Origin of the sequence: Hujiaoplasma nucleasis (genome assembly GCF_013745115.1) — a bacterium.
Lineage (GTDB): Bacteria > Bacillota_I > Bacilli_A > Izemoplasmatales > Hujiaoplasmataceae > Hujiaoplasma > Hujiaoplasma nucleasis.
Window position 1 is genome coordinate 97,100 of the sequence record NZ_CP051151.1, and the last position, 13,901, is coordinate 111,000.

The 13,901-nt window shown below is 29.8% G+C and carries 15 protein-coding genes and 1 pseudogene; all 16 read left to right on the forward strand.

Annotated elements, in window-relative coordinates; genetic code table 11:
- Nucleotides 1-80: 80 nt before the first annotated feature.
- On the forward strand, nt 81-302 hold the full coding sequence (locus HF295_RS00460; RefSeq protein WP_312031877.1) for a hypothetical protein: 222 nt from the start codon (nt 81-83) through the stop codon (nt 300-302).
- Between the two features lie 128 nt (nt 303-430).
- Nucleotides 431-712 (forward strand): annotated as a pseudogene (locus HF295_RS00465) (DUF3658 domain-containing protein); the annotation flags it as partial.
- A gap of 78 nt (nt 713-790) precedes the next feature.
- On the forward strand, nt 791-916 hold the full coding sequence (locus HF295_RS00470) for a hypothetical protein (RefSeq protein WP_312031878.1): 126 nt from the start codon (nt 791-793) through the stop codon (nt 914-916).
- Nucleotides 917-945: 29 nt separating this feature from the next.
- On the forward strand, nt 946-1,095 hold the full coding sequence (locus tag HF295_RS00475) for a hypothetical protein (protein WP_312031879.1): 150 nt from the start codon (nt 946-948) through the stop codon (nt 1,093-1,095).
- A gap of 383 nt (nt 1,096-1,478) precedes the next feature.
- Nucleotides 1,479-2,126 (forward strand): hypothetical protein, encoded by a 648-nt coding sequence (locus tag HF295_RS00480; protein ID WP_312031880.1) that lies wholly within the window; start codon nt 1,479-1,481, stop codon nt 2,124-2,126.
- Nucleotides 2,116-2,655, forward strand: a complete 540-nt coding sequence (locus HF295_RS00485; protein WP_312031881.1) for a helix-turn-helix domain-containing protein — start codon at nt 2,116-2,118, stop codon at nt 2,653-2,655. Before HF295_RS00480 ends, HF295_RS00485 begins: the two co-directional genes overlap by 11 nt.
- Nucleotides 2,656-2,765: 110 nt before the next feature.
- Nucleotides 2,766-3,095, forward strand: a complete 330-nt coding sequence (locus HF295_RS00490) for a hypothetical protein (RefSeq protein ID WP_312031882.1) — start codon at nt 2,766-2,768, stop codon at nt 3,093-3,095.
- A 51-nt stretch (nt 3,096-3,146) separates the two neighbouring features.
- Nucleotides 3,147-4,544 (forward strand): hypothetical protein, encoded by a 1,398-nt coding sequence (locus HF295_RS00495; RefSeq protein WP_312031883.1) that lies wholly within the window; start codon nt 3,147-3,149, stop codon nt 4,542-4,544.
- 804 nt (nt 4,545-5,348) lie between these two features.
- Nucleotides 5,349-5,882 (forward strand): hypothetical protein, encoded by a 534-nt coding sequence (locus HF295_RS00500; RefSeq protein ID WP_312031884.1) that lies wholly within the window; start codon nt 5,349-5,351, stop codon nt 5,880-5,882.
- A 76-nt stretch (nt 5,883-5,958) separates the two neighbouring features.
- Entirely contained in the window at nt 5,959-6,702 is a 744-nt protein-coding gene (locus HF295_RS00505; protein ID WP_312032596.1) for an RNA polymerase sigma factor, read from the forward strand.
- A 25-nt stretch (nt 6,703-6,727) separates the two neighbouring features.
- Entirely contained in the window at nt 6,728-7,618 is an 891-nt protein-coding gene (locus tag HF295_RS00510; RefSeq protein WP_312031885.1) for an endonuclease/exonuclease/phosphatase family protein, read from the forward strand.
- A 374-nt stretch (nt 7,619-7,992) separates the two neighbouring features.
- Complete coding sequence (locus HF295_RS00515) at nt 7,993-9,342, forward strand: IS3 family transposase (protein ID WP_312031886.1); 1,350 nt, start codon at nt 7,993-7,995, stop codon at nt 9,340-9,342.
- 386 nt (nt 9,343-9,728) lie between these two features.
- The gene (locus HF295_RS00520) at nt 9,729-10,922 is read left to right on the forward strand and encodes an ATP-binding protein (RefSeq protein WP_312031887.1); all 1,194 of its coding nucleotides are present in this window, start codon (nt 9,729-9,731) and stop codon (nt 10,920-10,922) included.
- A gap of 59 nt (nt 10,923-10,981) precedes the next feature.
- Nucleotides 10,982-11,275: a MazG-like family protein gene (locus HF295_RS00525; RefSeq protein WP_312031888.1), complete on the forward strand. Its 294-nt coding sequence runs from the start codon at nt 10,982-10,984 to the stop codon at nt 11,273-11,275.
- Between the two features lie 365 nt (nt 11,276-11,640).
- A complete protein-coding gene (locus HF295_RS00530; RefSeq protein WP_312031889.1) occupies nt 11,641-12,570 on the forward strand; it encodes a phosphotransferase family protein in 930 nt (309 codons plus the stop codon).
- A gap of 247 nt (nt 12,571-12,817) precedes the next feature.
- Complete coding sequence (locus HF295_RS00535) at nt 12,818-13,852, forward strand: mechanosensitive ion channel family protein (RefSeq protein ID WP_312031890.1); 1,035 nt, start codon at nt 12,818-12,820, stop codon at nt 13,850-13,852.
- The last annotated feature ends 49 nt before the right edge of the window (nt 13,853-13,901 follow it).

Here is a 13,901-nt window from a genome sequence, read left to right on the forward strand (position 1 = left end):
AAAGTTGCATGTCGCTATTTTTATATCTAGGTAGGTACCTATGTGTCCTAGAAAATCATAGCAGTGCAGGGTTATAAACCATGAAAAGTTTAGAATCACTTTTAAGAAATCTTGCTTTTTCACTTATGATCATTAGAATGGTTAACTTAGTATCAAAACTAGGTAATTATTGTATAGCTAATAATTTTATATGGTCTTGGCTTTTATTGCCAGGATTGGCATTAGCTGATTTAGTGAAACAAGAAAAATCTGAAAACAAAGATAATATTAGAACTAAAACTTTTCGCTACTTATTTTTTTGATTTAGTAGGGGTTATGTGGTCAGGTCGAATGTGGTGAAAATTGCCCTCGATTTAACTTTTTCACCGATTTGAAATGTGCAAAATGTTCATTAAGAAATTTATCCTTTGCATAGGAGAAGTTAAAGGAGGAGAATGCTCCACTAAGAGTAGTTATTAATGGCAAATTAACTAGTGCGCCTATAGATTTCTATGATTATTATATACGCAAGGAGATTTCAGATGGTGAATTCATTATGGGAAGAGTCATAGGAAAAATACTTGGTAAGCATAGATTTAGAATGGGAGATTTATTGGTTTCAATGCGTATGGAGGTAATGATAATTGGGGGCGAACTGGAAATCGTAAAGGATGATGAAATAAAATATAGAAATATTCTTAAAAAAACCAAGAGTTTTTGTGATAGAAAATAGATACAGTACGCTTCACTCGCCCATTTTATTACTGCTCTAAAGCATAAAAGAGAGAATGAGGCTAAAGAATGTATCAGGATGGATAAGCAAGTCTCCCTAGGTGTTAATGTCAATACTAAATTTACCAATAATGATGGAATAAAATTAACTCTAGGTGGCTATTCACCTATTCAATATAGGTTAATGAATCAACAAATGATATAATAACTACAAAGAACATTAAGTACAAGAAAATGGTATCAATTCAAAAAGTTCCATTCTCACAAGTTTTATATTTTTCTGATATTGTTAGACAAGAAGGATGGTCAAACTTTCTTGATACTAGAGCATCAATTAAAGAGAAAATAAATAGAGTAATGATTGAAACAGTAGTAAACCTTTAGGGTTGATATTTATATTTCATGGGTTCGATACCTAACAATATGCAGATAGTTGAATAACCTATTTTGACACAAGGAAATCACTGATTGAATATTAGCCCAAAATAAAAAGGCTAAAATAAGCTATAATTTAGGGGTGTAATTTTTTCGGGTGGGGGTGTAAAACTTTTAGCTAGGGGTGTAAAATTGTAGCAAAATAGGTCATACAACCCATAATTTAAAAGTCGACATTTTGTATCTAATACAAGATGTCTTTTTTTATGTTTATCCCTATATAGCGATGTTTTATGTATAAAAAGTTGACTTGAAAAAAAGTCGACAATGTCGAGGAAACCATTTATAATGTCGACATAAATTGATATAATATACATAAAGAAGGTGAAAATATGAACTATACGCAAACATTAAGAGAGTTCTGCAATCAAAATAAAGTTAGAATATTTGATGTTCAATATGAACAGAATCATCGGTTCTCTCTAGTTCCATATAAGACATTACTAAAAATACTAAACAGATTAGAAGAAGAGGAAATTGTTTCTAGTATTTCAAAAGGGGTATATATCGTCAATTCTGATCAAGAGTTAGATATTGATAAAGCCATCAAAGATTACTACGTTAATTACTTTAGTGGAATGATGATTGGTAAAGCATTGTATAATTATTATGATATTGGTGATCAGGATGAAGATATCATAGAAATCTATACGAAGAAGATTATATCTAACACAAAAACAATTGGAAAATATCACTTAATTAAATTTGATACTTATTTTTATGATGAAGTATTAGGTCTAATTACATCCTTAGAATTAATAGAAAAGGTAAGTTCAATTAAAGACATCAATTATATTCGTTATAATGAGGAAAAAGAATTTGGAGTAAGATCTTATACTGATGAAATATTCAAAGAGATCATTACTCATCATAAGTATAAGTATTCAACCATCGCTACACTTGATGGTTTATTAAGTAAGTTTTCCATCAAAAATAACGCTATAAGGATATATAAAGAGAATTACATTAATGCACTTTAGAAAAAACGAGACTGATTTTTGGAGTTGGTGTAGACATTATTTAAGAAGAGCGAAATCTATAATTAGTGCATATGAAAGTATTGAAAGTACGAGTTACCGTATTAAAAACATAAAGCAATATAAAGAAGCAAAAGAAATTATGGAACAGTATGAAGTGTTAAAATATTCACTAACAGAAGAACAAAATCTATTATTGGAACAATCATTGATCAATAATGAGAGTTTTAAGTACAATATTAAAACATTTAACAATATCGATGAAATAATGAGAAATTGGAGTCGAATATGTTTTCCAAACCACAAACCGAAAATTAAATCGATTGATAAAAAAGAAATTGGTAAGTCGATAAAAGAACAAAGACTATATTATGGTATGTCCTTAAAGCTTGTTGCGGATCTACTACACATTAGTGAAGCAACTTTAAAAAGTTATGAGATGGGGACTAGGTTGGTTAGGCTTGATGTGATGTATCAGTTATCTCAGATATATAATATGACTATTGATGAACTGATGAACATTACTTTATGAACTTTCTAAATTATAATAATATAATTATTCTAAGACAACTATCAAATTTTTCTATAAACTAATTAAGTACGTGTTATAATAATTGTAAATAAGCAAAAAGGAGGTAAATTATGACTAGTAGAAGATATAAGCTCGCTTTGTTTTTAATAGTGGCATTTTTCATTACCAGACAAGCATTCATGATTAATGATCTTAATATCATTACTAGAATGAACTATAGTATTGATTTGCTATACATTCTTTTAGCTGCTTTGATGATTATTATAGCCACTATTGTTTTTTATGTTCTTCCTTCAAGAATTTACATAGAATATTCATTTAGAATTAACTTTACCTCTCTTAACCTTCGTAAATTAGTTGCTAATAATAGAATTAAATACATAACTAAAAAATTTAAATCAATTAAGATATATAAAGAGTATCAAGTCTTTCGTTGTTGAGATTTTATTTTCATTTTATAAGACAAAAAAACCAACAACGAAAGGATAAATATGAAAAAATCAATAATTAAAACAATACTTATTTTATTAAGTGTATTTTTCTATATAATTGCAAATAATTTTTCAAGACAATTTCAGTTTGCACTTGTAGTTAAGTACATATTACTATTTGCTGCAATGATCTTTGTGGCATATATTTTAATCGAGTGGTTCAGTAAGATAATTATTAAAGAACATAAAAGAACTGAGCCTATTCAAAAAGGTTTGAAATGGATTAAATTAATCGCATTTTCCCTGATACTTATGCTTATCAGTTCATTTCAAATTGATTATATAAGACAAACTGAAGTGCCCTCAATTGTTGCTTGTAAGTACTTTGATGAATATAATAATTTGATTTATCAGAGCATGTATTACGATGTATGTCCTGAGTTAAATGTTTCCGTTCATACTAGCGATACTTTAGAATTTTCTGTCTATGAATCAAAAGAAGTAGAATTCTATGATAGACTTATTTCTGAGAATTTAAATTACCACATTACAATTAACTATGAGGATAATTTGATCACTTCAATCGATTCAGAAACTAGTTTAGTAAGAACTAGCGATTTTGAAGGAGAATTAACCTATTATAAGATCGATACACATCATATCATAGAAAACAATTATGATGGTTCTTTTTCAAGAATAGAGAAATATGCTTATCATGTTATAGAGACAGATTATATTGAGAATACCTATGGTGGGTTCTTTGATTTTGATAGTAGTGACTATAAGATAAATGAGTTTACAACTGCATACAATGTTAGTGATGATTATTATAAAATTTCATGTACTGATAGTTCTAATAATACATGGTGTGTTAGTAATAGTAGTTTTACAATATCCACCGAAGATGAGTCCACTAAAATTACACAACCGAGTTTAATGGAAACAGTCATTAAAGAAAATGAATCGGTAAGTTATCGAGCACCTTATTCCGACAATCTTTATGTAGAGTATGGGTTTACATATAATGAGGAATATGATTTGTATATATTAACTTATGATCAACCATTTCAATCTTTAGGAGATAACTACATAACGCTTCAAGAAAAAGATGATAGGGTATTTTTGTACGAAGATTCTGCATTATTCAATTGGGCATCATCAGATAACACGGTCTATGAAATTTCAAAAGAAAGTTATGGAACAAAGATTATTCAGTATGAGTATAATGAATATGAACCATTTAATAAAACTTTAGCTTACTACAAAAGAACAAATAATGAAACAATGTATAATAACGAAGTCATGTCAAAACATATTTCATTTAATTACTTTTATTTAAGAGATGACGAGTACCGTTTTGAAGAACTATTTAAGCTGTATTCACCAAGTAGTATGGCGTATAGAAATGTCATATTTTCAGCGCCTAATTACCTAAAATATTATATAAATAAAGATTAACTTATATACTAAGAAGGTTGTGGGGTATTTTACTCGAAGTAAATAGACAATTAGGGTTTGATACCCCACAATAACCTGATAGTTGAATAACCTATTTTGATACAAGAAAATTAGCACTAAAGAAAAGTCCAAAATAAAAAGCCTATACTAAGCCATAAATTAGGGGTGCAATTTTTTGGGTTGGGGGTGTAAAAATTTTGGTTAGGGGTGTAAAATTGTAGCAAAATAGGTCATACAACCCATAAGAGTAGAATAGGGCTGATACATTCGGTATCAAACCTTTTTTTTGTCTTTATTTAGCGGTTTCTTTATTTTCACATTGTGCTAAAATAGGTAACTTGGTAAATAGAGAATACCTTATTTTGATGCAATTTTAGTGGAGTTTAAGAGATCGCTACACGATTATAGATTTTAGGAGATTACTGACGTTTTATAATGTATAATACAATTATTGTTTAGTCATATTTGGCAAATGCAACTTTCCCTCACTAATATGTAAGTACATCTATTCTTGAGTAAATTGGTATTTTTATATCGTATTGAATTAGAGGAGGAATTATCATGAATTGTTTTGGATTAAAATTACAAACACTTCGAAAAAAGTTCTAATGTCACAAGATGATTTGGCTTCATTGATTGGAAGTAGTAGACAAGTAATATTCCAGTCTTACTATGAATTTATTTAATTATTTACCAACAAAACACTTATGATTTGCATCTAAATAGTGAATAGGAGGAATTAAAATGAAAAAAAAGTTATTTTTTATAATAGTTACAGTAATTTTATTAAGCGGATGTAGAAGTATGAATAATACACCATATGAACCGCCAACTGACGATGAGGAAGAAATAATATACACTGTTGATGAAGAAGTAACATTCAGTGGAGAAATTGTTAGCATTCATGGCAATAAAATAACACTAGATGATGGTACAATGGTTAATATCACTGAAAATACAATATTATCAGGTAACTATCTAACATTCACTGTAACTGCGGGACCTACAGACCATGAGTTTTATATAACAGAAGTAACTTCTCAAAGCTCTCTTTTAATAAATCCAGGTTCGAATGTTTTAGATGTGAATCTAATCGATGGAGAAGGTGAAGTATATGGGAACATCACAATCATTGGATGTAATATAATTCAAGTATTAGATAAAAGGTTTATATTAAACAATGACACGGTGTTTTCCGCACATATAAGTGATGGAGATCCGCTTTTTGATGATATGATTTCAGTCTTTGAAGTTGGGGATTTAATCTCAGGGTATGGAGTTGCGAATGAAAACAACGAAGTTTCTAGTGGGACAATTATGACAATAATGGTGTCGTAAATTATCTGTTTTAATGTAGTGTATGTTTGTCATGCTGTGATAGAATATTAGTTCAAAATATGTTAGAGGTGTGAAGATGAATAAGGAATTAATTAAAGATGTATTTATTGCTCTAAAAAATAATAAAGATAGAGGATTAGAATTACTGTATAATCATTATCATACAGTACTTTTAGGAGTAGCCTTTAAATATATAAAATCTAAGGATCTTGCAGAAGACATCGTTCAAGATGTGTATTTGAAGTTGTTAAATTTGGATCCTTCATTATTCCCTAAAAAAGGTGAACTTTCTTGGTTATATGTTGTCACTAAAAACCAAGCGATATCCTATATTAGAAAAGAAAGTAAGTATGTATATTTTGATCAATTAGATCAGATTGAAGATGAAAAAGCAATTCAGAACTTTACAGATACGACTTTTGATGAAATAATTGAACCTTTATCAGAAGTACAAAAAGAGGTTGTTTCATTAAAAATTTATGCTGGTTTAACACACAAAGAGATAAGCAAATTGTTAGAAAAACCCATTGGAACAATTCAGTGGATATATAACACTTCAATTAAAAGATTGAGAAAAGTATTATTAGCAACGTTTATCACCTCGATTACTTTATTGATTTCTGGTGCATCGCGTTTTGTATTCTTGTATTATGATTTACAAAGTCAAAGACTTCGACCAATTCAACCCGATATTGATATTGCAGCATATTATAAAGATGGCATTGGTATTGCATTACTAACTTTGGCCATAGTTGGTCTTTTAGCACTAACTATTCTGTTTAGAAAATCAGATGTAATACCTAGAAAATTTCTTAAATAAAGAAGAAAGTAAAAAGAGGATAATGATGAAAAGAAAAATTAAATATATGTTAATAGGGACAACCTTATCTATAGTTTTACTTGCTATCTTTGCATTCACTATAGTAAATGTCAAAGATGTTCCGGATAAAGGAAGCAACATTCGTGTTGTATCCTATAACATCAAAAATGCAGCAAGCAACTTAGAGACATTCGAGCAAAGAAAGGATGTTATCATCAATCAGGTGCTAGACTACAACCCAGATGTCATAGGTTTTCAAGAAGCTGATTATGGATGGATGTCTGAGTTTAGTGGATTACCGGGGTTGTTAGATGATTATGGTTTCGTTGGTGTTGGAAGAGAAGATGGTGATACTCAAGGTGAATTTGCACCAATATTTTATCTTAGTGATAAATATATTGTCATTGATAGTGGAACATTTTGGCTTTCTGAAACACCAAAAGAAGTTTCAATCGGATGGGATGCATCAACGTATAGAATAGTTACCTGGGTAACCTTAGAGGATATTGAATCAGGTAATCAGTTTACACACTATAATACTCATTTTGATCATATTGGTAAGACATCACAACTAGAAAGTGCTAAATTGTTAGTGAATGTGGTTGAAGAGTGTGAGACACCATTTGTTATTACAGGAGACTTTAATGTTCTACAAGGAAGTAAGACATATGATATCATTGTTAAAAGTGATCGTGTTCATGATTCAAAGAAAATAGCCAAAGATTCAATGATTCACGGTACAGTTAATTGGTTTCAGCCAATTAATGTATGGTTAATGCCACCGATTGATTTTATTTTTGTGAGTTCACAAATTATAGTTGAAACATACCGTGTAGATAACTCATTTTGGTTTGATGATTTGCCTGTTAGTGATCATTATCCTGTTATTGTTGATATTAATTTGAGTACTAAGTGATCGTGTATTGATAGAATGTTATCACATGTTGAAATTGATTATGAAGTAATAATAAGCTAAAATTATGTAGTTAGATTCAAATAAAAACTCTTATCAAGTAAATAAGGGTTTGATACCGAACATCATATAGATAGTGGATTACACTATTTTCACACAAAGAAATCACTATTTGAAAATTGACACAAAATAAAAAGCCTAAACTAAGCCATAATTTAGGGGTGTAATTTTTTCGGGTGGGGGTGTAAAAATTTTTGCTAGGGGTGTAAAATTGTAGCAAAATAGGTCACACTACCCATATTGAAATGAAGTGGCTTCCAAAAGTTGGAGATATGGTATACTAAACCATACACTCTAATGAAGGGAGCCTTTTTTATATGAAAATAACATTAAAAGAAAAGATAGAGATGTGTGAAGAGCATATTCTTAAAGGTAAATCATTGTCCCATGTATCAGAGATGTATGATGGGTATGATATAGGGAACTTAAAATATATCATAAACTTATACAAGAAACATGGAAAGAAAGTATTTGATCATAATAAAATAAAAACATATAAAAGAGATACAAAGTTATTAGCGATCGCAAGGGTAGAGAACGGAGAATCAATACGGAGTGTAGCGTTGGATTTAGGACTTACAGATCCAACGATACTAGGAGATTGGTTAAAGTTATATAGAACAAAAGGTGAAGCAGCAGTTAAAGACACATATTCAAGAAAAGGATACCTTACAAAAGACAAGAGAGCAAAAGCAATCGTTGATCAAACATTATTAGAAGAAAATGAAAGACTGAAAGCCGAGATAGAGTACCTAAAAAAATCGCGGTCCTTAACAAAAAAACTAGAAGGCGTAACAAGCAAAGAAAAAGCTGAAATTGTTACATCGTTAAGGACCAAATTTAAATTATCAGACCTTCTAGAAGTAGCACAGATGGCATCATCAGTTTATTACTATCATACAAGTGAATATAAGAAGAAAGCTAATAAATACAAGGATATAGAAAAAGAAATAGATTATCTATATCTAAAGAAGCACAAGAAGAGAATTGGCTATCATAGGGTCTATATTGAGCTTAAGAAGATGAACTATGTTATAGGGAAAAACAAAGTCTTAGAGATTATGAGACATAAAGGCTATACTAAAAAGAAAGTTAAGAAATGGAGAAAATATAATTCATACGCAGGAGATTTAGGGTTTACAAAGCCAAATCAAATGAACCAAGATTTCTCAACTCTCAAACCATATCAAAAAGCAGGTACAGATATTACCATGTTTAGAACTGAGAGAGGACCTGTTTATCTTTCGCCAATCATAGACTTTGATTCAAGAGAAGTATTATCATATGTCGCAGGAACAAACGCCAAGATGGATAAGATTACAAAGATGTTGGAGTTATTAAAAAAACATCATTCCAATCGTGTGAAAGGAATGATGATACAATCGGATCAGGGTATTCAATATCAAAACTCAAGATATCAAACAAAACTTGAAGAGTTGGGCATCATACAATCAATGAGTCGAAAGGGAAACTGCTTAGATAATTCTCCTACTGAGAACTTCTTTGGAAGAATGAAAGTAGAGATGTGGTATGGTCATGAAAAAGAGTACAAGAGCCCAAAAGCTTTGATTAAAGCTTATGATGAATATATAAATTATTACAACAATACCCGTTTAGTTACAAAACATAAAATGAGTCCAATAGAATATAGAAATTATATGATATAATATAAATAATAAGTATGGGGGTTAACCATTTTTCTCTCCAACTTTATAAAGCTAGTTCAAAAGCATAGGTTTGATACAATTGTATCAGGCCTTTTTTGCGCTATATAGGGCCGTTTCTCTATTTGTTCATATTTGTCGTGCATAAAAAGTACATTGATTTTACTGAAATTTAGATATTTCAATAGAATTTCTACACGATTACATTTTGAAATACACGATTAAAAATGGATTTACACGATTATTTTGAAACTTCCTTTTTATCAACCATTCCCAAAACATACAGAAATATTCGATTTTGGGACTCATAAGCTAACAGTCAAATTCCCAAAAAAATAAAATAATTGAAGTTTTGGGAATAGTGTTGTATAATATATGTGGTGATGAAAATGAAAATAATTGAAAGAAAGAAATACTTGGATGAACTGCTATCACTTAAAAACAAACCAGACATCAAAATCATAACAGGTGTGAGACGTGCTGGGAAATCAATGCTATTAAGTGAATACATTAAAATTCTTAAACGAAATGAAGAAGATGCAAATATCATTCTTGTAGATTTTAATCGAATTGTATTTGATGAGATTAAAGAATATAAAAAACTAAACGCACACATTAGGGAAAGATTTATACCCAATGTAAATAATTATGTGTTTATCGATGAAGTTCAGATGTGTGAAAAATTTGAATTAGCTGTCAATGATCTATATGAATCAAAAGAGTTTGATATCTATATTACTGGTTCAAATGCATTTTTGTTATCGAGCGATTTAGCAACGCTCTTCACGGGCAGATACTTCGAGATAGAAGTATTACCATTTTCATTTTCAGAGTATTGTGAATATTATGGATATAATAATATAAGTGATGCATTTGACAAGTATACCATCGAAGGTGGATTTGCAGGGAGTTATCTTTACGACACAGAGAAACAAAAATCTGATTATATTACTAATATTTTGGATGTCGTTATTTTAAAAGACATCATGAAAAGAAATGGTGTGACTGATAAGGTAGCAATGGAGAATATTGTAGCATTTCTTTTAGACAATATCTCAAATCTCACCACACCAAGTAAAATAACAAATAAACTCAAAGATGACGGTATTGCAATTGACCATAAAACAGTAGGAAATTATATCTCATACCTATGTGAAGGGTTTGTCTTTTACAAAGTCAAGAGGTTTGATATTCGAGGGAATGGTTATCTAAAGACAAATGAAAAGTATTATTTGGTGGATCAAGGATTTCGATTTGCAAAACTTGGAAAAAGGTATTTTGACTATGGCAGACTTTACGAGAACATTGTGGCTTTGGAGTTAATGCGCAGAGGATATGATATTTATGTTGGAAAACTATATCAAAAAGAAATAGATTTTGTTGCGATTCGAGGAACTGAAAAGATTTATATTCAAGTGTCTGATAATATATCAAGAGAAGAAACGCTAGAAAGAGAATTGACACCTTTAAGAAAAATTAACGATGCTTATCCTAAGATTTTGATAGCTAATACAAGACATGAGGACTATGATATAGGTGGAATCAAAGTGTTTGATATTTCTAAATGGTTATTAGATAAATAGATTAGGTAAGAGATAATATTTTCATATTTATAAAAATGATAAGTCAAGAAGATTGTTTAATGGATTTAAAACAAATACAAAAAAGAATTTTTGAGAATAAATTAACAAAAGGTTTTAATATAGATAATGTAGAAAAGGAGTTTTGCTTTTTAATGGGAGAAGTATCGGAAGCCTTTGATGCATATAATAAAAAGCAGGGGACACTAGGGAGCGAATTAGCAGATATTGCTATCTATTTGCTTGGATTATCCGAGATGCTTGGAATTAATCTTTCTGAAGAAATTCAAAAAAAGATTCTGGTTAACGAAAACAGAGAGTATGTAAAAGTCCACGGAGCAAATGTAAAAAAGTAATATTAGTTAACGACTTGAATTGAGGGTTCGATACCCAACAATAAGTGGATAGTGGAATACCCTGTTTTGACACAAGAAAAGTAGCGCTAGAAAAAGTTGAAAAATAAAAAGGCTAAACTAAGCCATAATTTAGGAGTGCGATTTTTTCGGGTGGGGGTGTAAAAATTTCCGCTAGAGGTGTAAAATTGTAGCAAAATAGTTCATTCAACTCATTTTAAAATGAAGTGGCTTCCAAAAATTGGCGATATGGTATAATAAACTGTACACTCTATTGAAGGGAGCTTTTTTTATATTTAAAACAGTTCCTATGTATCCTAGAATATCATCGCCTTATATAATTAAACATCAATGAAAAGAGGATTTATATGACGATTTATGATTTCATAAACCTGACTGGACTAAAAGATTTCATATCAATAAAAATGATTGAACTTGGATGGTCTAGTGATGAAAAATATAGATTAACATCAAAAAATGGAAAACACTATCTTTTAAGGCTTTCTAATATCAAGTATTATGATTTGAAAGAAAAGGAATTTGAAGTCATCAAACTTTTTAGTAAACTTGGTTTTTTGATGTCTATGCCGATAGCCTTTGGAAAAACAAAGGATTTTTTGCAGTGCTATATGATACTTACATATATAGAAGGAAATACATTAGAGGATATTTTGCCTTCCTTTAGTACGGCAATTCAGTATAATCTTGGTATAAAAGCAGGTCATATATTAAAAAAGATTCATAGCATGGATGTTCCTAAATCGTATAAGCAAGACAAAAATATTAAAGAGAAGAAATTAAAACAACTACATCTTTATGAAAATTCAAATAATCGAATGCCTTATGATGAAGATGTGATTTCATTTATTAAAGCTAATATCCATTTAATAGGTAGAAACACACATAGTTTTCTACATGGTGACTTTCATCCAGGTAATCTCATCCTTACTGATGATATGAATCTAGGGGTGATAGATTTTAATAGATGGGATGTAGAAGATCCTTATGAAGAATTTTACAAAGTAACTTATTTTAGCGCTAATAATAGCCCATATTTTGCAAAGGGTCAAATTGATGGATATTTCGATCATCAAGTACCTTTGGAATTCTGGAAAACACTTGCTGAATATAGTGCGCATGCGACACTATATAGCATTAAATGGGCAGAACCATATGGTGAAAAAGATGTAAATAATATGAAGGAGTACTACAATAAGATGATGTTTCATTATGACGGTTTTAAAAGCGACATCCCTAAATGGTATGTGGAATTGTCTCGTGAAAACATCTTAACATAATTGCATCGACTATATACTGATCAATACCTATGACTTATAACGTAAATTATAATTAAACTAATTTTATAGGGAACTCACAAAAATCAAGTAGGAGTCCTTGCTGGTTTTACTAGATGCATCATTGTATTTAAGTTGCTATTGTATCCCATAGAACAATAAAAGTAAATCTTTCGATTTGCTTTTTTTTTATTTCAATTTTTGTTATAATTAGAATGATGATTAAAAAATAAATTAAGGAGGATTATATATGGTTTTTCCATTACCAATCAATATTTTAATATCATTAGGAATTGTTGTTTTAGCAATAGCATACTATTTGTTAATAAATAAGTTTATTAATAAATCTGATGATAAAATTAACAAACTTATTATTTTTGTATATTACCTGATATTTTTCATTATTATTATACTTGGACTAGGATTTGGTTTTTATATTTGGGGCTATGATCTTAAAACCTATTTACAAGATTTATGGGCAACGGTTGGAGATGGTGTCTTAGAAAAATTAGGCGCAATCATATCAACTGTGATTATTATTTTAGTCTCTGGATTTATTGTTAAAATATTTAGACTCTTAGTTAGAAGATCTCAAAAATATATGAAAACAAGCAATGAAAGAAGAAAACATACGATTTTGAAAATTACTTCAAGTATTGTAAATTATACTGTGAAAATTATTGCACTTTTATTAATATTAGCCGTTTGGGGTGTAAATGTTTTACCGGCTTTAGCTGGTCTAGGTATTCTAGGTCTAGTTGTTGGTTTAGGTGCTCAAGATTTAATTAAAGATATTATTGCTGGATTTTTCATTGTATTTGAAAAACACTTTGATGTTGGAGATATGATTGAAGTAGAAGGTTACAAGGGTGAAGTTATTGATATTGGGTTAAAAACCACTCGTGTCATGAACTGGAAAAAGGATGTTAAAATATATAATAATTCTAGTTTGCGTAATCTTATAAATTATTCATTGACTGAATCAATAGCTATAGTTGAATTTGGTATAGCATATGAATCTGATCTTGACAAGACTTTAGAAATATTAGCTGCTGAACTTCCAAAAACAAGAGCACTTATCCCTTCTTTAATTGAAGATCCTGTATGTGTTGGTGTTATTGCCTTGGCTGATAGTTCTATAAACCTTAGGGTTGTTGGTAAAACTAGTACTGAACAACATTACGGAGTTGAAAGAATTTTAAGAAAAGAAATCAAGAAAATTCTAGACGCACATGGCATAGAGATACCATTCCCACAAATTGTCATGCATGAAGCAAAAAAATAAATTATTCTAATAAAAAAGCTTAACCTTCAGTGAAGTGCTAAGCTTTTCT

Bases quoted from the DNA above. Each gene is read 5' to 3' on its own strand.
- HF295_RS00460 (WP_312031877.1), top strand. From the start codon at position 81: ATGAAAAGTTTAGAATCACTTTTAAGAAATCTTGCTTTTTCACTTATG.
- HF295_RS00470 (WP_312031878.1), top strand. From the start codon at position 791: ATGGATAAGCAAGTCTCCCTAGGTGTTAATGTCAATACTAAATTTACC.
- HF295_RS00475 (WP_312031879.1), top strand. From the start codon at position 946: ATGGTATCAATTCAAAAAGTTCCATTCTCACAAGTTTTATATTTTTCT.
- HF295_RS00480 (WP_312031880.1), top strand. From the start codon at position 1,479: ATGAACTATACGCAAACATTAAGAGAGTTCTGCAATCAAAATAAAGTT.
- HF295_RS00485 (WP_312031881.1), top strand. From the start codon at position 2,116: ATGCACTTTAGAAAAAACGAGACTGATTTTTGGAGTTGGTGTAGACAT.
- HF295_RS00490 (WP_312031882.1), top strand. From the start codon at position 2,766: ATGACTAGTAGAAGATATAAGCTCGCTTTGTTTTTAATAGTGGCATTT.
- HF295_RS00495 (WP_312031883.1), top strand. From the start codon at position 3,147: ATGAAAAAATCAATAATTAAAACAATACTTATTTTATTAAGTGTATTT.
- HF295_RS00500 (WP_312031884.1), top strand. From the start codon at position 5,349: ATGAATAATACACCATATGAACCGCCAACTGACGATGAGGAAGAAATA.
- HF295_RS00505 (WP_312032596.1), top strand. From the start codon at position 5,959: ATGAATAAGGAATTAATTAAAGATGTATTTATTGCTCTAAAAAATAAT.
- HF295_RS00510 (WP_312031885.1), top strand. From the start codon at position 6,728: ATGAAAAGAAAAATTAAATATATGTTAATAGGGACAACCTTATCTATA.
- HF295_RS00515 (WP_312031886.1), top strand. From the start codon at position 7,993: ATGAAAATAACATTAAAAGAAAAGATAGAGATGTGTGAAGAGCATATT.
- HF295_RS00520 (WP_312031887.1), top strand. From the start codon at position 9,729: ATGAAAATAATTGAAAGAAAGAAATACTTGGATGAACTGCTATCACTT.
- HF295_RS00525 (WP_312031888.1), top strand. From the start codon at position 10,982: ATGGATTTAAAACAAATACAAAAAAGAATTTTTGAGAATAAATTAACA.
- HF295_RS00530 (WP_312031889.1), top strand. From the start codon at position 11,641: ATGACGATTTATGATTTCATAAACCTGACTGGACTAAAAGATTTCATA.
- HF295_RS00535 (WP_312031890.1), top strand. From the start codon at position 12,818: ATGGTTTTTCCATTACCAATCAATATTTTAATATCATTAGGAATTGTT.